The organism is Kineococcus auxinigenes (genome assembly GCF_050871525.1).
Lineage (GTDB): Bacteria > Actinomycetota > Actinomycetes > Actinomycetales > Kineococcaceae > Kineococcus.
Genome location: NZ_JBKBCT010000043.1, coordinates 1 through 21303, shown reverse-complemented (window position 1 = coordinate 21303; position 21303 = coordinate 1). Strand labels below are relative to the sequence as shown.

At 77.1% G+C, this 21303-nt stretch carries 23 protein-coding genes; 7 read left to right on the top strand and 16 right to left on the bottom strand.

The features are described from left to right. Nucleotides 1–249: 249 nt before the first annotated feature. The 6 genes from hemB to ACRYR9_RS12685 form a co-directional block, all read right to left on the bottom strand. Nucleotides 250–1260 (bottom strand): porphobilinogen synthase, encoded by a 1011-nt coding sequence (gene hemB, locus ACRYR9_RS12710; protein WP_432495602.1) that lies wholly within the window; start codon nucleotides 1258–1260, stop codon nucleotides 250–252. Beyond that, nucleotides 1257–3014 carry a bifunctional uroporphyrinogen-III C-methyltransferase/uroporphyrinogen-III synthase gene (locus tag ACRYR9_RS12705; protein WP_432495600.1) on the bottom strand — a complete coding sequence of 586 codons (1758 nt, stop codon included), beginning with the start codon at nucleotides 3012–3014 and terminating at the stop codon, nucleotides 1257–1259. Before ACRYR9_RS12705 ends, hemB begins: the two co-directional genes overlap by 4 nt. Next, complete coding sequence (gene hemC, locus ACRYR9_RS12700) at nucleotides 3011–4036, bottom strand: hydroxymethylbilane synthase (protein WP_432495598.1); 1026 nt, start codon at nucleotides 4034–4036, stop codon at nucleotides 3011–3013. Before hemC ends, ACRYR9_RS12705 begins: the two co-directional genes overlap by 4 nt. After that, the gene (locus ACRYR9_RS12695; protein ID WP_432495596.1) at nucleotides 4033–5367 is read right to left on the bottom strand and encodes a glutamyl-tRNA reductase; all 1335 of its coding nucleotides are present in this window, start codon (nucleotides 5365–5367) and stop codon (nucleotides 4033–4035) included. The genes hemC and ACRYR9_RS12695 overlap by 4 nt, the downstream gene beginning before the upstream one ends. After that, nucleotides 5368–6075, bottom strand: a complete 708-nt coding sequence (locus tag ACRYR9_RS12690) for a redox-sensing transcriptional repressor Rex (protein WP_432495632.1) — start codon at nucleotides 6073–6075, stop codon at nucleotides 5368–5370. Between the two features lie 296 nt (nucleotides 6076–6371). Further along, nucleotides 6372–6644 (bottom strand): glutaredoxin family protein, encoded by a 273-nt coding sequence (locus ACRYR9_RS12685; protein ID WP_432495594.1) that lies wholly within the window; start codon nucleotides 6642–6644, stop codon nucleotides 6372–6374. Nucleotides 6645–6719: 75 nt separating this feature from the next. On the opposite strand from ACRYR9_RS12685, the gene ACRYR9_RS12680 reads away from it, so the two are divergent. Further along, on the top strand, nucleotides 6720–7511 hold the full coding sequence (locus ACRYR9_RS12680) for an HAD family hydrolase (RefSeq protein WP_432495592.1): 792 nt from the start codon (nucleotides 6720–6722) through the stop codon (nucleotides 7509–7511). A 66-nt stretch (nucleotides 7512–7577) separates the two neighbouring features. Here ACRYR9_RS12680 and ACRYR9_RS12675 read toward each other — a convergent pair whose 3' ends face one another. The 6 genes from ACRYR9_RS12675 to ACRYR9_RS12650 form a co-directional block, all read right to left on the bottom strand. Next, nucleotides 7578–7676, bottom strand: a complete 99-nt coding sequence (locus ACRYR9_RS12675; RefSeq protein ID WP_012085056.1) for a 30S ribosomal protein bS22 — start codon at nucleotides 7674–7676, stop codon at nucleotides 7578–7580. Between the two features lie 150 nt (nucleotides 7677–7826). After that, complete coding sequence (locus ACRYR9_RS12670) at nucleotides 7827–8027, bottom strand: helix-turn-helix domain-containing protein (protein WP_432495590.1); 201 nt, start codon at nucleotides 8025–8027, stop codon at nucleotides 7827–7829. Nucleotides 8028–8195: 168 nt separating this feature from the next. After that, the gene (locus tag ACRYR9_RS12665; protein WP_432495630.1) at nucleotides 8196–9311 is read right to left on the bottom strand and encodes an acetoin utilization protein AcuC; all 1116 of its coding nucleotides are present in this window, start codon (nucleotides 9309–9311) and stop codon (nucleotides 8196–8198) included. A 147-nt stretch (nucleotides 9312–9458) separates the two neighbouring features. After that, the gene (proC, locus tag ACRYR9_RS12660) at nucleotides 9459–10226 is read right to left on the bottom strand and encodes a pyrroline-5-carboxylate reductase (RefSeq protein ID WP_432495628.1); all 768 of its coding nucleotides are present in this window, start codon (nucleotides 10224–10226) and stop codon (nucleotides 9459–9461) included. 65 nt (nucleotides 10227–10291) lie between these two features. Beyond that, nucleotides 10292–11116 carry a sugar phosphate isomerase/epimerase family protein gene (locus ACRYR9_RS12655; RefSeq protein WP_432495588.1) on the bottom strand — a complete coding sequence of 275 codons (825 nt, stop codon included), beginning with the start codon at nucleotides 11114–11116 and terminating at the stop codon, nucleotides 10292–10294. Nucleotides 11117–11126: 10 nt separating this feature from the next. Further along, nucleotides 11127–12128, bottom strand: a complete 1002-nt coding sequence (locus ACRYR9_RS12650; RefSeq protein ID WP_432495586.1) for a Ppx/GppA family phosphatase — start codon at nucleotides 12126–12128, stop codon at nucleotides 11127–11129. Between the two features lie 81 nt (nucleotides 12129–12209). On the opposite strand from ACRYR9_RS12650, the gene ACRYR9_RS12645 reads away from it, so the two are divergent. Together ACRYR9_RS12645 and ACRYR9_RS12640 are read left to right on the top strand one after the other, a co-directional pair. Next, nucleotides 12210–13037 (top strand): hypothetical protein, encoded by an 828-nt coding sequence (locus tag ACRYR9_RS12645; RefSeq protein ID WP_432495584.1) that lies wholly within the window; start codon nucleotides 12210–12212, stop codon nucleotides 13035–13037. After that, entirely contained in the window at nucleotides 13034–13735 is a 702-nt protein-coding gene (locus tag ACRYR9_RS12640) for a class I SAM-dependent methyltransferase (RefSeq protein ID WP_432495582.1), read from the top strand. Before ACRYR9_RS12645 ends, ACRYR9_RS12640 begins: the two co-directional genes overlap by 4 nt. A gap of 15 nt (nucleotides 13736–13750) precedes the next feature. Here ACRYR9_RS12640 and ACRYR9_RS12635 read toward each other — a convergent pair whose 3' ends face one another. Next, nucleotides 13751–14911, bottom strand: a complete 1161-nt coding sequence (locus tag ACRYR9_RS12635) for a GGDEF domain-containing protein (protein WP_432526029.1) — start codon at nucleotides 14909–14911, stop codon at nucleotides 13751–13753. 178 nt (nucleotides 14912–15089) lie between these two features. Here ACRYR9_RS12635 and ACRYR9_RS12630 point away from each other — a divergent pair, with 178 nt between their 5' ends. The 3 genes from ACRYR9_RS12630 to disA all read left to right on the top strand — a co-directional run bounded on the left by ACRYR9_RS12630 (nucleotide 15090) and on the right by disA (nucleotide 18150). Then, a complete protein-coding gene (locus tag ACRYR9_RS12630) occupies nucleotides 15090–15455 on the top strand; it encodes a hypothetical protein (protein WP_432495578.1) in 366 nt (121 codons plus the stop codon). Between the two features lie 133 nt (nucleotides 15456–15588). After that, complete coding sequence (gene radA / locus ACRYR9_RS12625; protein ID WP_432495576.1) at nucleotides 15589–17004, top strand: DNA repair protein RadA; 1416 nt, start codon at nucleotides 15589–15591, stop codon at nucleotides 17002–17004. Nucleotides 17005–17064: 60 nt separating this feature from the next. Next, entirely contained in the window at nucleotides 17065–18150 is a 1086-nt protein-coding gene (gene disA / locus ACRYR9_RS12620) for a DNA integrity scanning diadenylate cyclase DisA (RefSeq protein WP_432495574.1), read from the top strand. Nucleotides 18151–18180: 30 nt separating this feature from the next. Here the strand turns inward: disA and ACRYR9_RS12615 are convergent, their stop codons facing one another. After that, nucleotides 18181–18849: a BsuPI-related putative proteinase inhibitor gene (locus tag ACRYR9_RS12615; RefSeq protein ID WP_432495572.1), complete on the bottom strand. Its 669-nt coding sequence runs from the start codon at nucleotides 18847–18849 to the stop codon at nucleotides 18181–18183. Between the two features lie 185 nt (nucleotides 18850–19034). Between ACRYR9_RS12615 and ACRYR9_RS12610 the strand changes: the two genes are divergently transcribed. Then, a complete protein-coding gene (locus ACRYR9_RS12610; protein WP_432495570.1) occupies nucleotides 19035–19973 on the top strand; it encodes an HhH-GPD family protein in 939 nt (312 codons plus the stop codon). A 34-nt stretch (nucleotides 19974–20007) separates the two neighbouring features. Here ACRYR9_RS12610 and ACRYR9_RS12605 read toward each other — a convergent pair whose 3' ends face one another. Both ACRYR9_RS12605 and ACRYR9_RS12600 read right to left on the bottom strand, forming a co-directional pair. After that, the gene (locus ACRYR9_RS12605) at nucleotides 20008–20526 is read right to left on the bottom strand and encodes a gluconokinase (RefSeq protein WP_432495568.1); all 519 of its coding nucleotides are present in this window, start codon (nucleotides 20524–20526) and stop codon (nucleotides 20008–20010) included. Beyond that, nucleotides 20523–21113 carry an amino-acid N-acetyltransferase gene (locus tag ACRYR9_RS12600; RefSeq protein WP_432495566.1) on the bottom strand — a complete coding sequence of 197 codons (591 nt, stop codon included), beginning with the start codon at nucleotides 21111–21113 and terminating at the stop codon, nucleotides 20523–20525. Before ACRYR9_RS12600 ends, ACRYR9_RS12605 begins: the two co-directional genes overlap by 4 nt. Nucleotides 21114–21303: the final 190 nt, after the last annotated feature.

The following is a 21303-nucleotide window of genomic DNA, read 5'->3' as shown; positions in this document are numbered from 1 at the left end:
GGGGCAGCACGCGGCTGCCCGGGTGGACCGCTGACGGCACCGCGGGGGCGGGGCCGCAGCTCGGGGCTGCCGCGCCACGCCGCGCGGCGGGGAGGGTGCGCGACGGTGCGCGCCCCCACCGGGGGCGGTGCACCGCGCTCTCCCTTCTCTTAGCACTCCGGGGTGCCGAGTGCCAAGAGCGGTCCCCGGGGACGACGACGCCGCGCACCCCCACGGGGGTGCGCGGCGTCGTCGGAGCTGCGGTGGGGCTCAGCCCAGCCAGCGCTGCGCGGCCTCCAGCGCCCAGTACGTCAACACGACCTGCGCACCGCCGCGGCGCAGCGCCAGCAGCGACTCCATCGCCACCCGGTCGCGGTCGATCGCCCCGGCCTGCGCGGCGAACTCGACCATCGCGTACTCGCCGGACACCTGGTAGCTGGCCACCGGCACGTCCGCGACGTCGGCGACCGCGCGCAGCACGTCCAGGTACGGCAGGCCGGGCTTGACCATCACCAGGTCCGCGCCCTCGTCGAGGTCCAGGCGCAGCTCGCGCAGCGCCTCGGCGACGTTCGCGGCCGGGTCCTGCTGGTAGGTGCGCCGGTCCCCCGTCAGCTGCGAGTCCACGGCCTCGCGGAACGGGCCGTAGAACGCGCTGGCGTACTTCACCGCGTACGCCAGCATCGCCACGTCCTCGCGGCCGGCGTCGTCCAGGACCGCGCGCAGGTGCCCGATCTGGCCGTCCATCATGCCGCTGGGGCCCAGCAGGTGGGCGCCGGCCGCGGCCTGGGCCAGCGCCATCGACGCGTAGCGGTCCAGGGTCGCGTCGTTGTCCACCCGGCCGCGCGCGTCCAGCACGCCGCAGTGGCCGTGGTCGGTGAACTCGTCCAGGCACAGGTCGGCCATGACGACGAGCTCGTCACCGACCACCTCGCGCACGTCCGCCAGGGCGACGTTGAGGATGCCGTCGGGGTCGTCGGCCCCCGAGCCCACCGCGTCGCGGACCTCCGGCACGCCGAACAGCATGATCCCGCCCAGCCCGGCGGCCAGGGCCTCGCGGGCCGTGGCCACCAGGGAGGCGCGGGTGTGCTGCACCACGCCCGGCAGGGTGCGGATCGGCTGCGGCTCGTCGAGCCCCTCGCGCACGAACACCGGCAGCACCAGGTCGGAGGGGTGCAGGTGCACGTCCGTCACCAGCCGGCGCACCCCGGGGGTGGCGCGCAGCCGCCGCGGGCGCACCGGCAGCGCCGGCACCTTCCGGCGGGACGGCTCCAGGGCGCTCACCGGGTGCGCCGGCGCGCGGAGGACTTGCGCTGGCTGGGGCGCAGCACCGGCTCGCCGGCCTCGTCGGCCGCCGCGCGCAGGCCCTCCCCGTACGCGGCCAGGGCCTGCACGAGCGCCGCGGCGCTGGGCTCGGCGGCCAGCACGTCCACGCGCAGCCCGTGCTCCTCGGCGGTCTTCGCCGTCGCCGGGCCGATGCACGCCACCACCGTGGAGGGGTGCGGCTTGCCCGCGATCCCCACGAGGTTGCGCACCGTGGAGCTGGAGGTGAACACCACCGCGTCGAACGCGCCCGTCTTGATGGCCTCGCGCACCGGCGCGGCCGGCGGGGCGGCGCGCACCGTGCGGTACGCGGTGACGTCGTCGACCTCCCAGCCGTTCTCCTGCAGACCCGCCACCAGGGTGTCGGTGGCGATGTCCGCGCGCGGCAGGAACACCCGGTCGATGGGGTCGAGCACCTCGTCGTACGGCGGCCACGACGCCAGCAGGCCGGTGGCGGACTGCTCGCCCTCGGGCAGCAGGTCCGGCTCGATGCCCCACTCGCGCAGCGCGTCCGCCGTCACCCCGCCCACCGCGGCGACCTTCAGGCCGCTGAACGCGCGCGCGTCCAGGCCGTACTCGGTGAACTTCTCGCGCACCGCCTTGACCGCGTTGACGGAGGTGAAGCCGATCCACTCGTAGCGGCCGGTCACCAGGCCCTTGACGGCCTTCTCCATCTGCTGCGGCGTGCGCGGCGGCTCCACCGAGATCGTCGGGACGACGTCGGCGGTGGCGCCGTGCTCGGCCAGCAGCGCCGTGACGCTCCCGGCCTGCTCCTTGGTGCGCGGCACCAGCACCCGCCAGCCGAACAGCGGCTTCGTCTCGTACCAGGACGCCTGCTCGCGCAGGCTCACCACGTCGCCCACGACGGCCGTGGTGGGCGAGCCGTCGATGGCTGCGGCGATCGGCTCCAGCTCGCCCAGGGTGGTCGTGGTCGTGGACTGCGTCGTCGTGGTGCCGTGGGAGGTCAGCGCCACCGGCGTGGACGGCGCGCGGCCCGCCGCCAGCAGGCCCACCGCCGCCGCGGCGATGTCGTCGCCGGTGCCCAGCACCACGACGGTGGAGTCGGTGCCCGCGTGCCGGGACCAGTCCACGCTGCGCCCCGCCGGGTGCACCACGTTCACGCTCGTGGTGCCCGGGGCGGTCATCGGCACCCCCGCGTACGCCGGCACCGCGCTGACCGCGGACACGCCGGGCACCACGTCGAAGCCGACGCCGGCCTTGCGGCAGGCGGCGATCTCCTCGACGAGGCCGCTGAAGGTGGACGGGTCGCCGTCCATGAGGCGCACCACCCGGCCCCCGGTGCGCGCGGCCTTCACCACGGCCTTGGCGCGGGCGGCGCGGGTGGTCGGCGCGCCGTCCTCGCCGAACGCGGCGTCGACGACCTGCACGCCGTCGCGGGCGTGCCGGGCCACGACGTCCTCGCGGCTGCCGGCGTCCAGCACCACGACGTCCGCGGCGGACAGCAGCTCCACCGCGCGCAGCGTCAGCAGGCCCGGGTCGCCCGGGCCGGCGCCCACGAAGGAGACGTGGCCCAGCTCGCGGGAGGTGCCCGAGGAGGCGGACCTCCCGGTGGCACCGGCGGGGGACGCCGCGGCGCGGCGCGGGCGCGCCGGGGCCCGCTCGGTCAGGACGGTGACCTCCGGACCGGCGACGGCGGTGCCGGCCGGCACCGTCTCGGCGGTCTCGAGGACCGGGCTGTTCGTCGTCGTGCTCACGAGCCACTCTCCGGGTCGGGACGTGGACCGGCCGTGGCTCGGTCCGGGGTGTGCTCCTGCCCGCCGCCGCCGGCGACGGGTCGTGCGGGGGTCGCGGGGACCGCGAGGGGGTCCAGGACGCCGGCCGCGCCGGCCAGCGGGCCGGCCAGCAGCTCCGCCGCCGTGCGCGCACCCAGGGCGCGCGCGGCGGCGGGGTCGCCGGCCACACCGGTGACGTCGCGGCGCACCAGCCCGTCGGGGCCCTGCACCGCCAGCGACAGGTGCAGGGCACCGCCGTCGAGGCGGGCGTGCGCGCCCACGGGGGCCGAGCAGCCCGCCTCCAGGCTGGCCAGCAGCTGCCGCTCGGCCAGCACCGCCAGCCGGTCGGCGGGCGAGTCCAGCGCCCCGACGGCCGCCACGACCGGCTCGTCGTCGGCGCGGCACTCCACCGCCAGGGCGCCCTGCCCGGGAGCGGGCACGAACGCCCGCGCCGGCAGCAGCTCGGTGGCCTCCCCCAGGCGCCCCAGGCGGGCCAGGCCCGCGGCGGCCAGCACCACGGCGTCCAGCTCGCCGGAGGAGACCATCCGCAGGCGGGTGTCGACGTTGCCGCGCACGGGCAGGACCTGCAGGTCCGGGCGGGCGTCCAGCAGCAGCGCGCGCCGGCGCGGCGAGCCCGTGCCCACCCGCGCCCCCCGCGGCAGCTGCGCCAGGGTGCGCCCGCCGGCGGCGACGAGCGCGTCGCGCGGGTCCTCGCGCTCCGGCACCGCGGCCAGCGCCAGCCCCTCGGCCGGGGCGGTCGGCAGGTCCTTCAGCGAGTGGACCGCCAGGTCCACCTCGCCGGCCAGCAGCGCCTCGCGCAGCGCCGAGACGAACACCCCGGTGCCGCCGATGACGGCCAGCGGCGCGCGGTCGGTGTCCCCGCGGGTGGTGATCTCCACGAGCTCCACGTCCGCGCCGCGCGCGCGCAGCGCGTCGGCCACCCAGCCGCTCTGCGTGGTCGCCAGGGCGCTGCGACGCGTGCCCAGGCGCAGCCGGCGCGTCACGACACCCTCCCCACGGCCTCGGCGACGCTGCCCGACAACGGCCCGTCCACCACGCGGGGCGCGACGCCGGGAGCGCCGCCGACCTCGAGGTCGAACAGGGCGCGCAGCGCCGCGGCGTACCCGACGCCGCCCGGCGCCTCCGCGAGCTCCTTCACCCGCACCGTGGGGGTGTGCAGCAGCTTCTCCACGATGCGGTGCACCGCGCGGTCCACCTCGGCGCGGGTCGCGTCGTCCAGGTCCACGCGCCCGGCCAGGCGGCGCATCTCGGTGTCCACGACGTGCCGGGCCTGCGCCCGCAGCGCCACCACGGTGGGCGCCACGTCCGCCGCGCGCAGCGACGCCGCGTACGCCGCGACCTCCTCGGCGACGATGGTGCGCACCGCCCGCAGGTCGTCGGAGACGGCGCTGCCGGCCAGGTCCGCGCCCAGCACCTCCAGGTCCACCAGGTGCGCGCCGGGCAGGGTGGCGACGTCGGGGTCGATGTCGCGCGGCAGGGCCAGGTCGGCCAGCAGCATCGGGCGCTGCGGGCGGTCCAGCAGCGCGCTGGCCACGACCGCCACGTCCAGCACGTGCCCGACGGCACCGGTGCAGCTGACCACCACGTCCGCGGCGGCGACCTCCGCGCGCAGCGACTCCAGCCCGGTGGCCCGCCCGCCGACGGCGGCGGCCAGCCGCTGCGCGCGCTCGGCGGTGCGGTTGGCCACGACGACGTCCAGCCCCGCCCGGCCCAGCGTGGTCGCCACCAGGGCGCTCATCGCCCCCGCCCCCACGACCAGCGCCCGCCGCCCGGCCAGCGGACCCACGAGGTCGCGGGCGCGCACCAGCGCGGCGTCCACCAGGGAGGCGCCGGCGGCGTCCAGGGACGTCTCGGAGTGGGCGCGCTTGCCCACGCGCAGCGCCGTCTGCAGCAGTCGGTCCAGGGTGCCGCCGCCGCGGTCGGTCTCGTGCAGGTCGCGCAGCGCGGCGCGCAGCTGGCCGAGGATCTGCGCCTCGCCGACCGCCATGGAGTCCAGCCCGCACGCCACGCGGAACAGGTGCTCCACACCGGCGTCCTCGTAGTGCACGTAGAGCTGGTCGCCCAGCTCGTCGAGGGGGACGCCGATGCGCCGGGCGAGGACCTCGCCGACGGCCGCCACCCCGCCGTGGAAGCGGGTGACGTCGCTGTAGACCTCCACCCGGTTGCACGTGGACAGCACGAACGCCTCGTCCACGTGCGGGGAGGCCGTCAGCGCCGACACGGCCTCGGCGGCGGCGGTGGCGTCGAACGAGGCCCGTTCGAGCACCTCGAGGGCGGCGGAGCGGTGGGACAGGCCCACGACCATGAGCGTCACTCAGACGACCTCCTCGACGCGGCGCAGCGCGTGCGGCAGCAACGGGCCGGCGCTCGCGCCGGAGGCGCCGCGCGGGTCCGCGGCGCCGGGGTGGGGGGCGGGCCCGGCGGCGGCCCGCCGCTGGGCGTGGAAGGCGAGGATCTGCAGCTCCGAGGCGAGGTCGACCTTGCGCACGTCCACGCCGTCGGGCACGCGCAGCACGGTCGGGGCGAAGTTCAGGATGCTGCGGGCACCGGCGGCCACCAGGCGGTCGCACACCGCCTGCGCGTGCCGGGCGGGCACGGCCAGCACGGCGATCGCCGACGCCGGCTCGCCCAGGACCTGCGCGAGGTCGTCGAGCGGGAGCACGCGCAGGCCGCCGACGACCTGGCCGACGACCGCGGGGTCGTCGTCGAACAGGCCCACGACGGTGAACCCGCGCGAGGCGAAGCCGCTGTAGCCGGCCAGGGCGTGACCGAGGTTGCCCACGCCCACGATGACGACGCGCCAGCTGGCCGCCTGGCCGAGCCGGTCGGCGATGTGGCGGTGCAGCTCGGCCACGTCGTAGCCGACGCCGCGGGTGCCGTAGCTGCCCAGGTGGGAGAGGTCCTTGCGGAGCTTGGCGGAGCCGACCCCGGCGGCCTCGGCCAGGGCCTCGGAGGACACCGTGCGCGAGCCCGCCTCGGCGAGCGCGGTCAGTGCACGCAGGTACTGCGGCAGGCGGGCCACCGTCGCCTCGGGGACCGCCGCCGCGCCACCGGGGTGGCGGGGGGGAAGCCTCGGCGGCGTGCGTGCCGTCGCGGTGCGCGCTGCTCACGTCGTCCTCGTCCACTGCGGTCAGACCCGGCACCCTCGTACGTGCTCGCCGGCGTACCGCCGGCCCGTTCACCGGCCCGTCGGGCCGGGGACGCCGCCCCAGCGGTGCCTCCAGCAGAGTAGGCGTTTGTGAACGCGCGCACAAAGTCGCGCGGTGTCTGCCTCACCACACCGCCCGCGCCGGCGCACCCTCCCGGCCGGCGCGCGGCTCAGCGCCGCCGCCACCACCGGCGCCCGCGCAGCGCCCCCTCGATCCGGCCGGCGTCCAGCAGCCCGAAGTCGCGCTCGGTGCCGTCGACCAGCACCACCGGCACCCGGTCCGACCAGCGGCGCAGCATCTCGGCGTCGGCGTCCACGTCGACCTCCGCCCACCGCTCCCCCGCGGCCTCGGCCACGCGCCGCACGACCTCGCGCCCCTCGTCGCACAGGTGGCACCCCGCGCGCGAGACCAGCACGATCCGGGCCCCGTCCCCTGCGTCCACGTCCCCATCCTGCCCCCGGGCGCGGGGACCCGCGGCGGCACCTCGCCACGCGGGGCCGCGGCCTACGATGAGGACGTGGCAGCTGCCGGGGCGACGACGCCCGAGACGTGCGTCGCCGCCTTCTTCGACCTGGACAACACCGTCGTGCGCGGCGCGTCGCTGTTCTACTTCGCGCGCGGCCTGCACGCGCGCGGCTTCTTCTCGCGCCGGGAGCTGCGGGGCTTCGCGCGCCGCGCGCTGCACTTCGCGGTGCGCGGGGAGGTGCACGGGCACCTGCTGGAGGTGCGGGAGCTGGCGCTGGCGTTCGTGGCCGGGCACACCACCGACGAGATCCGCGCCATCGGCGAGGAGGTCTACGAGGAGCACATGGGCGCGAAGGTGCGCCCGGGGGTCCGGCTGCTGGCGGACCGGCACCTGCGCGAGGGGGCGCCGGTGTGGCTGGTGACCGCGGCGCCGGTGGAGCTGGCGGACGTGGTGGCGCGCCGGCTGGGGCTGACGGGCGCGCTGGGCACGGTCGCGGAGAGCGTGGGCGGCACGTACACCGGGCGGCTGGTGGGCGAGCCGCTGCACGGGCCCGCCAAGGCGGAGGCGGTGCGGGCGCTGGCGGCGGCGGCGGGCTGGGACCTGGCGCGCTGCGCGGCGTACTCGGACTCCACCAACGACCTGCCGCTGCTGTCGATGGTGGGGCGGCCGGTGGTGGTGAACCCGGACCGGGCGCTGCGCCGGCACGCGGCGCGCCGCGGCTGGGAGGTGCGGGAGTTCCGGCAGTGGCGGCACGCGGCGCGCTGGACGGTGCGCGCGGGCACCGCGGGTGCGGTGGGGGTCGCGGCGCTGGCGCTGCTGGGGGTGGCGCGCCGCCCGGCGTGAGCGGCGGCGGGACGCCGACGGGCGGGCCCCCGGGGGGACCCGCCCGTCGGCGGAGCTGCGCTCAGCTCACTTCTTGTTGCGACGCTGGTGGCGCGTGCGGCGGAGCAGCTTGCGGTGCTTCTTCTTCGCCATGCGCTTGCGGCGCTTCTTGATGACAGAGCCCACGGGGGTCCTCGCTCACTTCGACGGGTGCTGATCGCGTCCAGCCGCTGACGCGGCGATCCGTCACCATCGTACCGGCCCGCGGCGGTCCCGCGCCCCGCCGCCCACCCGGGTGGACGGTCCGGGCGGTCCCACCGGTCCGGGACCACCGGCTCAGGCGGTGTCGATGAAGGCCTGGCGCAGGTACTCGTGCACGGCGTCCTCGGGCACCCGGAAGGAGCGGCCCACCCGCACGGCGGGCAGGTCGCCGTTGTGCACGAGCCGGTAGACGGTCATCTTCGACACGCGCATCATCGACGCCACCTCCGCCACGGTCAGGAACCGGACTTCGGACAGCGGACGGTCCTCAGGCATCCCCCACAGCACCTTCCACCTCGCGCCAGCGGCCCGCCGGCCTCCCGGACGGGGAGTGGGGGCGCGTCCCGCTCACCACTGTAGGGGTAGGTGTGACGCCCGTGGAAGGGATGCGTGTCCAAAGAGTCACCTAGAGTGACCTGAGCGCTCAGTGATACGCGGCTACGCTCAGTCGAACTCCGGATCCAGACCGTGCAGGGGGAAGGCCGCGCGCCGCGTCGCCAGGACCGCCCGGTCCACGGCGTCGCCCGGGTCGTAGCCCGAAGACCAGCCCGTGAACGCGCCGTCCTCACCGTCCGTCATCAGCCGCGGCGCCTCGCGGCCGACCGTCTCCTCCACGTGCTCGCGCCACGCCCTCGGCAGCGGCGTGGCGGGGTCCAGCGGCCGGTGCGCCGCCTCCGCCACCAGGTGCGCCCAGGTGCGCGGCACCACGTCCACCACCTCGTACCCGCCGCCGCCCAGCGCCAGCCAGCGCCCCCCCGCCGCCGCGTGCGCCAGCGCGTGCATCGACGCCGCCGCCACCCGCTGCGCGTCCAGCGACACCACCAGGTGACCCAGCGGGTCCAGGGCGTGCGTGTCGCAGCCGTGCTGCGTCACCAGGACGTCCGGCGCGAACGCCGTCACCAGCTGCGGCACCACCGAGTGCACCGCCCGCAACCACCCCGCGTCGCGCGTGCCCGCCGGCAGCGCCAGGTTCACCGCGCTCCCCAGCGCACCCGGCCCGCCCAGCTCGTCGGCGAACCCCGTGCCCGGGAAGAGGGTCGTGCCCGACTCGTGCACGCTGATCGTCAGCACCCGCGGCTCGTCCCAGAACACCGCCTCCGTGCCGTCGCCGTGGTGGCAGTCCAGGTCCACGTAGACCACCCGCTCGGCACCCTCGTCGAGCATCGCGCGGATCGCCGCCGCCGCGTCGTTGTAGACGCAGAACCCGCTCGCGCACCCCGGCTTGGCGTGGTGCATGCCGCCGCAGAAGTTCACCCCGTGCTGCGCCCGGCCCGCCAGCAGGGCCCGCCCCAGCTCCACGGAACCGCCCACGATGCGCGCCGCCGCCTCGTGCATCCCCGGGAACGCCGGGTCGTCCTCCGTGCCCAGGCCGAAGACCTCCTGGGCGCTGCCCGGGTCCGCCGAGGCCGCCTGCACCGCGGCCACGTACTCCGCCTCGTGCACCGTGCGCAGCAGGTCGTCGCCTGCCGGCTGCGCCGAGACCACCCGCAGGCCCGGGACCGAGAACAGCCCCAGCGACTCGCACAGCCGGGCCGTCAGGTCCAGCCGGATCGGCGCCATCGGGTGCCAGCGGCCGAAGTCGTAGCGGTTGAAGACGGGGTCCCAGACGACCTGCACGACGTCGGGGGCCCCGGTCACCTCCGGGACCACCGGCGCGGTGCGCGGCGCTGAGCTGGCGGGGAGCACGCGGGCACCCTAGCCACCCGCTCAGCTCCCCGACAGCTGCCGCGAGCGCGCCCAGGCGGCCTCGACGGCCGAGACCAGCGCCGCGCGCACGCCCTCCTCGTCCAGCCGGCGCAGCGCCGCGGCCGTCGTGCCGGCCGGGGACGTCACCTGCTCGCGCAGCACCGTGGGGTGCTGGCCGGTCCCGCGCAGCATGGCCCCGGCCCCCACGACCGTCTGCACGACCAGCTCGGTGGCCGCCGCGCGCGGCAGGCCCAGCAGCACCCCGGCCTCGACCATGGCCTCCACGACGTAGAAGACGTACGCCGGCCCGGAACCCGACAGGGCCGTCACCGCGTCGAGGTGCTTCTCCGGCAGCACCACCGTGCGACCGCACGAGCGCAGCAGGTCCTCCGCCTCGGCGAGGTCGGCGTCGGTGCAGGCGCCGCCCCCGGCGAGCGCGGCCATGCCCTCGTCGACCAGGGAGGGGGTGTTCGGCATGGCCCGCACCACGGCCGTGCCGGCGGGCAGCCGCGCCTCGATCGCGGCGGTCGTGACCCCCGCGGCCAGCGAGACGACGAGCGCACCCGGCGCCACGTGCGGGGCCAGGGAGTCCAGCAGGGCGTCGAGGTCCTGGGGCTTGACGGCCAGCAGGACGGTGGCGGCGTCGCGCACGCCGGACGGCTCGGCCACCACCCGCACCCCGAAGCGCTCGTGCAGCTCCGCGCCGCGCCCGGCGCGGCGGTCCACGACCAGGACGTCGCCGGGGCTGCGGCCGGCGCGCAGCAGCCCGCCCAGCAGCGCCTGGCCCATCACGCCCGCGCCCACCAGGGCCAGGCGGCCGTGCGAGCGGGGCGCGGGCGCCGCGTCCGGCGCGCTCACGCCGTGCCCTCCCCCACCGCGGCCGGCGCCAGGTGGCGGCGGGCGAACTCCAGGGTGCGGGCCAGCTCGCGCTCGCGGGCGGCGCGCCCGCGCGCGCGCCGGGTGTTCACCTCGGCCACGACCCCGCCGGTGAAGCCGGTCGCCGCCAGGTGCTGCAGGACCTCGGCGCACGGCTGGGTGCCGTCGCCGGGCACGAGGTGCTCGTCCTTGAGGGACCCGGAGCCGTCGCACAGGTGGACGTGGGCCAGGCGGTCGCCGAACGCCCTGGTCAGCTCCAGGGAGTCCTTGCCGGAGGTCGCCGCGTGGGAGAGGTCGAGCGTGAGGTGGCGGTAGTCGACGTCGGTGGGGTCCCAGCCGGGGGCGTAGGCGACGACCTCGCGGCCGCGGGCGCGCCACGGGAACATGTTCTCCACCGCCAGGGTGGTGCCGGAGCTCTCCTCCAGCGCGCGGATCCCGTCGACGAACCCGGTGGCGTACTCGCGCTGCCAGCGGAACGGCGGGTGGACCACGACCGTGGAGGCGCCCAGGGTGGCGGCCAGCTCGCAGGACTTCTCGACCTTGCCCCACGGGTCGCCGCGGCCCCAGATGCGCTGCGTCAGCAGCAGCGTGGGGGCGTGGATGGAGACCACGGGAACGCCGTAGTGCTCCACGAGGCGCTGCAGGGCGGCGGCGTCCTGGCTGACGGGGTCGGTCCACACCATGACCTCGACGCCGTCGTAGCCGAGGCGGGCGGCGATCTCGAAGGCCGCGGTCGTCGACTCCGGGTAGGAGCAGGAGGTCGACAGCCCCACGGGGATCGGCCCGCCGTGCTGGAGGTCCATGCGGTCCAACCTAGAGCGCGACCGCGCCCGCGCGCGCTCCCGGTGCCGCGGCGCCCTCCACGAGCCGTGCCGCCGCACCGCCCTCGGCACCGATCGCGTCCAGGCGCCGCAGGATGATCCCCTCGCGCAGCGCCCACGGGCCCACCAGGGCCTCCTCCACGCCGAGCAGCTCGAAGACGGCCTCGGCGACGATCGCACCGGCCAGCAGCTGGTGGGCGCGCTCCACGGCCACGCCGGGCAGCTGGGCGCGCTGCGCGCACGTCATGCGGGCCAGTTCCGGGACCTTCGCGCTGAGGTCCTCGCGGCGCAGCACCCGCCGCACCCGGGGCCCCTCGGCGCTGGGCGCCGCCCCGCACAGCCGCGCCAGGCTGCGGAAGGTCTTGCTGGTGACGACCACGGCGTCGGGGGCGCCGGCGCGGGTGACGTCGCGCACCCGGGCGGCGATCTGCCGGCGCACGTGGCGGCGCACCTCGCGCACCGCCTCCTTGTCGGGCGGGTCGCCCGGCAGCCGGTCGCGGGTGAGCCGGCCGGCGCCCAGGGGCAGCGAGAACGACACGTCGGGCGCCTCGTCCAGGCCGGCGGCGACCTCCAGGGACCCGCCGCCGATGTCCAGCACGAGCAGCCGACCGGCCGACCAGCCGTACCAGCGGCGCACCGCCAGGAACGTCAGGTCCGCCTCGGCGGTGCCGGGCAGCACCTCCAGGCGCACCCCGGTGCGCTCGGCGACGTGGGCGAGCACCTCCTCGCCGTTGGTGGCGTCGCGCACGGCGGAGGTGGCGAACGCCAGCAGCTCCTCCACACCGGCGTCCTCGGCGGCGCGGGCGGCCTCCTCGACGGCGGCGGTGAGCCCGGCGATCCCCTTGGCGTTGACCGCGCCGGAGCCGTCCAGGTGCTCGGCCAGGCGCAGCAGCCGGCGGGTGGAGTCCGCCGCCAGCGGGTGCGCGCCCGGGTGGGCGTCCACCACGAGGAGGTGGACGGTGTTGGAACCCACGTCGAGGACGCCCAAGCGCATGGGCCGAACCCTAGGGGACCGCCGGGGCACCGCCGCACGCGTCCGGCGGGGCGGCCACCGCAGCGCGCGTACCCTCGTGCGGTGCCCGTCGCCCCCCTGCCCGAACCGGCGGCCGAGGTCCCGCTGGACGGCCCCCGGCTGTGGGTCGAGTTCCCCGAGCCGGCCGACGCCGCCGACGACCCGCACGCCGCCCCGGGCACCGTCTACCGCTGCGACCTGACGTGGCTGACGTCGGACTACACGTGCATCTTCGGCGCCGGCTGCCCCGGCATCCACGCCGACGCCCCCGACGTGGGCTGCTGCGCGCTGGGCGCGCACTTCACCGAGCCCGCCGACGAGCAGCGGGTCGCCGCCGCCGTGGCGCGCCTGACGCCGGCGACGTGGCAGTACCACGACGAGGGCCGCGCGCACGGCTGGACGGAGGTGGAGGACGGCGAGCGCAAGACCCGCGTCGTCGACGGCGGGTGCGTGTTCGCCAACCGCTCCGGCTTCGCCGCCGGGGCGGGGTGCGCGCTGCACCTGCTGGCCCTGACCGAGGGCGTGGAGCCGCTGACGCTGAAGCCGGACGTGTGCTGGCAGCTGCCGCTGAAGCGCTCCTACCGCACGGTGGCGCGCGGCGACGGCACCGAGTACCTGGAGGTGACGATCGCCGAGTACGACCGCCGCGGCTGGGGCGAGGGCGGGCACGACCTGGACTGGTACTGCACCTCCAACCCCGCCGCGCACGTCGGCACCCGGCCGCTGTTCCGCAGCGCCGAGGCGGAGCTGCGCGAGCTCGTCGGCGACGGCGCCTACGAGGAGCTGGCCCGCCACTGCGAGGCGCTGGTGGGGCGCGCCCGCGGCGGCGCGCACCGGCGGCTGCTGCCGCTGACGGTGCACCCGGCGGACCGCTCGCGCACCGCCCGGTGAGCCCGGCGGACCTGCCCGGGGTGGTCCCGAGCCCGAACGTGTGGGGATCCCCGGACGTCTACGAGCTGGAGAACCTCGCGGTCGACCGCGGCGGGCTGATCGAGTCCGCGGCGCGCTCGGTGCGCGACTGGGCCGGCGCCGACGTGCTGGACGTCGGGTGCGGCACGGGTTTCCACCTGCCCCGCTTCGCCGCCACCGCCCGCACGGTGACCGGCGTGGAGCCGCACCCGCCGCTGCTGCGGCGCGCCGTCGAGCGCGTGCGGGGACTGGCGGGGGTGCGGGTCCTGCACGGCGCCGCGGGGGCGCTGCCGCTGCCCGCCGCGAGCGTGGACGTGGCGCACGCGCGGTGGGCGTACTTCTTCGGCCCCGGGTGCGAGCCGGGCCTGGCCGAGCTGGAACGGGTGGTGCGCCCGGGCGGGGCCGCGTTCGTCGTGGACAACGACGCCACCCGCTCCACGTTCGGGCGCTGGTTCTCCACCGCGCTGCCCGGGTACGACCAGGCCGCGGTGGACCGCTTCTTCGCGCGCCGCGGCTGGTCGTGCGAGCAGCTGGAGGTGGCCTGGGAGTTCGAGCGCCGCGAGGACCTGGAGGCGGTGGTGCGCATCGAGTTCGCGCCCGCGCACGCCGAGCGGTTCCTCGCCGGGCACACCGGCACGGTCGTCGACTACGCCGTGGTGCTGCGCTGGCGCCGGTTCTGAGCGGTGCGCGGGCCCTCAGCCCGCGGGGGCGCAGCGCACCGCGTTGCGCCCGGCCGCCTTCGCCGCGTACAGCGCCTCGTCGGCCCGGCCCAGCAGCGTCGCCACCGGGCCCCCGCAGGCGACCCCCGCGCTGACGGTCACCGCACCGGCACCCCCCGGGTGCGGCAGGGCCAGCTGCTGCACCGCTGCGCGCAGCCGCCCGGCCAGTGCCGCGGCGTCCGTCCCCCCGGCCGGCAGCACGGTGAACTCCTCCCCGCCGAAGCGGGCCAGGACGTCGCCCGGGCGCAGCTGCGCCTGCAGCGCCGCTGCGACCCGGCGCAGGCACTCGTCGCCGCCCTGGTGGCCCAGCGCGTCGTTGTAGGCCTTGAAGTGGTCCACGTCCAGCATCACCGCGCAGGCCGCACCGTCGGGCAGGGCCCGCAGCTGCTCCTCCAGACCCCGGCGGTTGAGCGCACCGGTCAGCGCGTCCCGCCGGGCCGCCTCGGCCAGCCCGGCGTTCGCGGCGGCCAGGGCCTCGATGAGCCGCGCCTGCTCGGCCACCAGCTGCGCCTCGCGCCGGCGGGCCAGGAACGCGGCGCGCTCACCGGCCTCGAGGCCGGCGGCCATCGACACGCCGAACCCGCCGCTGACGGCCACCGACAGCAGGGTGGCGACGACCAGCGCGGGGTCGGTGCCGGGCTCCAGCGCCTGCGCCGCGCCGAAGGCGCCCAGCGCGGTCGCCGTGAGGAGCGCGCAGTGGCGCGCGTCGCCGCGCAGCAGCACGACGCTGAAGAGCACGAGGACCTGCGCGCCGAGGAAGTAGGCGTCGCCGACCTCCTCGGTCGCGGCGCGGGCGACGACCGCCAGGGCGCCCACCTGCAGGAGCAGGCTGACCGCGACGAGGGGGCCGTCCACGCGCGAGGACGGACGACGGGCCAGGCGCCGGCGGCGCAGCAGCAGGCCCAGCAGCACCAGCGGGGTCACCACCGCCCAGCGCACCGCGGCGGACAGCGCCGCCACCCGGGGGAAGACGAGGACGTCGACGAGCACGTACAGGTCGAACAGCGCCAGCCCGGCCAGGGCGGTGACGACGAACGCCCGGGACCTGGCCGCGTTGCGCTCGGCCTGGAAGGCGCGCTCCTCCTCGGCGGGGAACCTGCGCAGCCCCCGCAGGGCCCCGCCTCCCCCGCTCACCACCGGTGCGCCGCTCGTCCCCACCACCGCGGCATCGGCGCGCGCGGCGACGCGCCCCAGCCCCCGTCACCCGACCGGCGCACCCCGTCGCCCGGCCCGGGGGCGCCGCCGCGGGCGCCGGGCCCCACCCGGAGCGCCACCTGGGTCGCCACGCGGGGCCCGGTGCGTGGATGATGTGCCCATGAGCACGCACTCCGCCCCGCCGGTGCGCCACGACCAGCAGCGGGCCGTCGCCCCCATCCGCTGGTCCAAGCCCGACTCCGGCACCGTGGTCGCGCTGGTGGTCTGGCTGGTCGGCCTGGCGGTGGGGGCGCTGGTGCCGCTGGCGCTGCTGGGCTACGACCCGTACGAGGCCGCCTCCGGCGCCCGGGTGGCCCTCGGCATGGCCTTCACCGTGCTCGGCTGCCTGATCATGGTGTTCTCCGCGTACCTGCTCTACCGCAGGACCGGGAGCATCGGCGCGGCCATCCTCGCCTTCGTGCCGACCTTCGTGCTCGTCACGCTGGGCGTGCTGATGACGACGATGAAGCTGATCTACGGGACCTGATCCACCGCGGGCGCCACGGGACCCGCCGTCCCCCTCGGGGGCGGCGGGTCCCTGCGCGTCCGGGCCCGGCACGGCACCGGCTGCGCCACCGGCGGCGCCGGCGGTGTCGGAGGCGGCGCCTACGGTGCTGACCGTGCCGACCAAGAGCCCCGCCCGCCCCGCCAAGCCCGGCTACCGCTGCTCCGAGTGCGGGTGGACCACCGCGAAGTGGGTGGGCCGCTGCGGCGAGTGCCAGGCGTGGGGGTCGGTGGAGGAGGCGGGCGCCCCCGTGGTGCGCACCACGGTGCCGGCGCAGGTGCGCGAGCCGGCCCGCCCCATCGCCGAGGTCGACGTGGAGGCCGCCCGGGCGGCGCCCACGGGCGTGGACGAGCTGGACCGCGTCCTGGGCGGCGGCCTGGTGCCCGGCGCGGTGGTGCTCATGGCGGGCGAGCCGGGCGTGGGCAAGTCCACCCTGCTGCTGGACGCGGCGGCGCGGGTGGCCGCCGGCGGGCGCACCGTGCTGTACGTGACGGCCGAGGAGTCCGCCGCGCAGGTGCGCCTGCGCGCGGAGCGCATCGGTGCGCTGCACCCGAAGCTGCTGCTGGCCTCCGAGACGGACCTGGCCACGGTCCTGGGCCACGTGGAGCAGTCCGAGCCGGGCCTGCTGGTGGTGGACTCCGTGCAGACCGTCGCCTCGGGGCAGGTCGAGGGCGCCGCGGGCGGCGTCTCCCAGGTGCGCGAGGTCGCCGGTGCCCTCATCGCCGTGGCCAAGCGGCGCGGCCTGGCCACCCTGCTGGTGGGCCACGTCACCAAGGACGGCTCCATCGCCGGCCCGCGCACGCTGGAGCACCTCGTGGACGTGGTGTGCCAGTTCGAGGGCGAGCGGCACTCCCGGTTGCGGCTGCTGCGCGCGGTGAAGAACCGCTACGGCCCCACCGACGAGGTCGGCTGCTTCGACCTGGGCGAGGACGGCATCGTCGGCCTGCCCGACCCCAGCGGGCTGTTCGTCTCCAGCACCCCGCAGCCGGTGGCGGGCACGTGCATCACGGTCACCCTGGAGGGGCGCCGTCCGCTGCTGGCGGAGCTGCAGGCGCTGGTGGCCACGGACACCTCGGCGGGCAACGCCCGCCGCGTCACCGGCGGCCTGGAGTCCAGCCGCATCGCGATGCTGCTGGCGGTGCTGCAGCGCCGCCTGGGCGTGGCGCTGGGCAACCGCGACACCTACGTCGCCACGGTGGGCGGGGTGAAGCTCACCGAGCCCTCGGTGGACCTGGCCGCGGCCCTGGCGGTGACCAGCGCGGCGGTGGACCGCCCGCTGGCCGCCGGGCTCGTCGCGTTCGGCGAGGTGGGCCTGGCCGGTGAGGTCCGGCGGGTGACGGGCGTGCCGCGCCGGCTCGCCGAGGCGGCGCGCCTGGGGTTCACCACCGCCATCGTGCCCACCGGGTCGGTGCCGGAGGGCAAGGCGCCCGCGGGGGTGGCGGTGCTGGAGGCGGCGACCCTCGCCGACGCCGTGGCCCACGCCCGCCTCGGCGAGCGCGAGGACGCCCCCGAGCGCGGTGCGCGCGGGTGACCCGCGCCGCGCGGTGCGGCCGCCGCTAGACTCCGGCACCAGACGTTCGGAGGAGGGCCGGTGGCGACCGCAGAACGCAGTCCTGAGGATGTCCTGCGCGCGACACTGGCAGCCGTCGCGCCCGGGACGGAACTGCGCGACGGTCTGGAACGCATCCTGCGGGGGCGCACCGGCGCGCTGATCGTGGTCGGTTTCGACCGCGTGGTCGACGCGCTGAGCACCGGCGGTTTCGCCCTGGACGTGGAGTTCTCCGCGACCCGCCTGCGCGAGCTGGCCAAGATGGACGGCGCGATCGTCTGCGACCGCGACGTCACCCGCATCCTGCGCGCAGCGGTGCAGCTGGTGCCGGACTCCTCCATCGAGACCAGCGAGTCGGGCACCCGGCACCGCACGGCCGAGCGGGTCGCGAAGCAGACGGGGTACCCGGTCATCTCGGTCTCGCAGTCGATGCGGATCGTGGCGGTGTACGTGGGCGGGCGGCGCTACGTGCTGGAGGGCTCCGACGCGATCCTGGGCCGCGCGAACCAGGCGCTGCAGACGCTGGAGCGCTACCGCGCCCGCCTGGACGAGGTCACGGGCACGCTCTCCGCGCTGGAGATCGAGGACCTGGTGACCGTCCGGGACGTCTGCTCCGTGGTGCAGCGCATCGAGATGGTGCGCCGCATCGCCGACGAGATCGCCGGGTACGTCGTCGAGCTCGGCGTCGACGGGCGCCTGCTGTCGCTGCAGCTGGACGAGCTCATCGGCGGCGTCGGCCCGGACCGCGAGCTGGTGGTGCGCGACTACCTGGAGTCCGGCCGCCACGAGGGTCCGCTGGAGGAGGTCCTGGAGTCCCTGGCGCAGCTGCACTCCACGGAACTGGTGGACCTCAGCCAGGTGGCCCGCACCCTGGGGTTCTCCGTGGGGGGCGACTCCCTGGACTCGGCGGTCAGCCCGCGCGGCTTCCGGCTGCTCAACCGCGTCCCGCGCCTGCCCGGTGCGATCGTGGAGCGCCTGGTGGACCAGTTCGGGGACCTGCAGAAGCTGCTGGCCGCCGGCATCGACGACCTCATGACCGTCGACGGGGTGGGCGAGCAGCGGGCCCGCGCGGTGCGCGAGGGGCTGTCGCGGCTGGCGGAGTCCAGCATCCTGGAGCGCTACGTCTGACCGGAGCGCTCCGGCCGAGCAGCGCGCGGCTCAGCCGGTCAGGGTGACGGTCAAGGGCTCGGCGGCCACGTCGTTCCAGCTGCCCTGGACGGTGTAGGTGCCGGCCTCGGCGACCGGCTGGCCGTCCGGGCACCCGGCGGCGGAGCGCTGGCGCGACCAGGTGGTGCGCATGGAGCGCGAGTCCCCCGGCTCCAGCTCGTAGTCCTGCGAGGACGTGGAGCTCTGGCAGTCGGCGCTGGACCACACCTGCTCCCCGGAGGCGTCCAGCACGGCGAAGGAGCGCATCCCGCTGCCGATCTCGGCGCTGCACGTCGTCTCGGACGCGTTGCGCACCGTCAGCACGAACCGGGGCGTGACGCCGGGGCCGTAGGCGGTGGCCTCGGAGGTCAGGGCGACCTCCAGGGCGTCGCGGGTGCACGGCTCGACGCGCTCCGGCGCGCTGCTGGTGGGGGCCGTGGCGGACGGCGAAGCCGTCGCGGCGGCGGCCTCGGCGGAGGGCGTCCCCGCGCCGAGGGTGGGTGAGACCCGGTCGGGGTCGAGCCGGGCGACGGCCTGCTGCGAGGACGCCTCCGGCAGCAGCGCCCGCACGCCCAGGGCCGCGGCCACGCCGAGCAGGACGAGGAGGAGGACGGCCACCAGGCGACGTCGCCAGTAGGTGGCCCGGCGCTCGGGGCCGACGGGGTGCAGCACGCTGCTCACCGCAGCGAAGGTAGGCGGCGGGCGGGCACCTCGCGCGCAGGCGCGCCGCCCGGTGGGCGGTGCGGCCCGCTCCCCCACCTCCTTGGCGACCGTCCGTCTTCGACCCATCACCGAGCGCACCCACCGGACCTCCTGCGCCGGTCGAGGGAGTTGCGACTTCCCCGAGGACCCCGCAGGATCCGGCGGTGCCCCGCACGACCGCTCCCGCACCCGAACCCCTCGCCGCCGCGCCCCTGCCCCCCGGCGACCTGGCGGACCTGCACCGCACCGTCCTGGACTGGTACGGCTCCCACGCCCGCGACCTGCCGTGGCGGCACGCGGACTGCTCGCCGTGGGGGGTGCTGGTCAGCGAGGTGATGCTGCAGCAGACGCCGGTGTCCCGGGTGCTGCCGCGCTGGCGCGAGTGGCTGGAGCGCTGGCCCACCCCGGCGGCGCTGGCCGCGGAGGCGCCCGGTGAGGCGGTGCGGGCCTGGGACCGGCTGGGGTACCCGCGGCGGGCGCTGCGGCTGCACGCCGCCGCCGTCGCCATCAGCGCCGAGCACGGCGGCGAGGTGCCCGACGACCACGCCGCCCTGCTGGCGCTGCCCGGGATCGGCGCCTACACCGCGGCGGCGGTCGCCGCGTTCGCCTTCCGGCGCCGGCACGCCGTGGTCGACACCAACGTCCGGCGCGTCCACGCGCGCGCGGTGGGCGGAGCCGCCGAGCCCGCGGCGGCGCTGACGGCGGCGGAGACGCGGCTGGCCGCGGCGCTGCTGCCGTCCGACCCCGCCACGGCGGCACGCTGGTCGGTGGGCGTCATGGAACTGGGGGCGCTGGTGTGCACGGCCCGCGCACCGCGCTGCCCGGCGTGCCCGCTGCTGGAGCGCTGCGCCTGGGTGGTGGCCGGGCGCCCGGCGCACACCGGGCCGGCCCGGCGGGCGCAGCGGTGGGCCGGCACGGACCGGCAGGTCCGCGGGCGGCTGCTGGCGGTGCTGCGGCAGGCGCACGGGCCCGTGGGCGCGGCCGAGCTGGCCGCCGCGTGGAGCACCGACCCCGCGCAGCGCGAGCGCTGCCTGGACGGCCTGGTCGCCGACGGCCTCGTCGAGCCGCTGCCGGACGGCACCTTCACCCTTCCGCGCTCCTGAAGCTCCGGCCCGCCGCCGGGCCCGCATCCCGCGCTCAGAGGTGGCGCAGCACCTCGGCGACGACGGCGTCGGGGCCGCCCTCCACGCACACCTGGAACCCGGGCTCGTCGGGCTGCAGGTCCTGCAGGGTGTCCAGCTGGCTGCGCAGCAGCGAGGCGGGCATGTAGTGCCCCCGGCGGTTCGCGAGCCGCTCGGTGAGGACGTCCTCGGGCACCACGAGCTGGCAGAAGCGCACCGAGGGGTGCCCTTCGCCGAGCAGCTCGCGGTAGGCGCGCTTGAGGGCGGAGCAGGTGATCACGACGGACTCCCCGGCGGCCTCGCGCTCCCCGATCCAGGTGGCGATGGAGCGCAGCCACGGCCAGCGGTCGTCGTCGTCCAGCGGGGTGCCGTCGCGCATCTTCTCCACGTTGGCGCGCGGGTGGAAGTCGTCGCCCTCGGCGTACTCCCAGCCGCGGGCCTGCGAGACCCCCAGCGCCACGGTGGTCTTGCCGCTGCCCGAGACCCCCATGACGATCAGCGCGGTGGGGCCGGGAGCGGGATCGGTGGTGCTCACGGGGGCTCCTCCTCGGTGCGGCCGCGGGGGTCGACCCGCAGCATCCTGGTGTTGCCGAGCGTGTTGGGCTTCACGCGCGCGAGGTCGAGGAACTCCGCGACGCCCTCGTCGTGCGAGCGCAGCATCTCCGCGTAGACGTCCGGGTCCACGGGGGTGCCGTCGATCTCCTCGAACCCGTGGGCGGCGAAGAAGCGCGTCTCGAACGTGAGGCAGAAGAGGCGGGTGACGCCCAGGTCGGCAGCCCGGGCCAGCAGGGCCTGCAGGAGGCGGTGCCCCACGCCCCGCCCGCGCACGGAGGGGTCCACGGCCAGCGTGCGCACCTCGGCCAGGTCCTCCCACAGCACGTGCAGCGCTCCGCAGCCGACGACGCGCGCCCCGCCGGGGGCGGCGGGGTCCTCGACCTCGGCGACGACGAACTCCTGCACGGCCTCGTACAGGGTGATGAGCTCCTTGGCGAGCAGGATGCGCTCGCGCGCGTAGGCCTCGACGAGCGCCCGGAGCACCGGCACGTCACCGGTGCGGGCCGGCCGGACCCGCACCGCTCGCGCAGTGCTCCCCGCCGTCGCACCAGCCGTCGTGCCCGTCACGGCGACGATCTTCTCAGAGACCGCTCCTGCGGGCCCGCCGGACGCACGACGGCCCGGCACCCGCGTTCGGGGTGCCGGGCCGTCCTCGAGGTGGGGCCGGGGGGGGGGGGGCGGGCCCCCCCCCCCGCCCGGGGGGGTCAAATCCCGCAGGTTGCCATTGCCCTGGATTATGTGTACGGGAAATTCTACA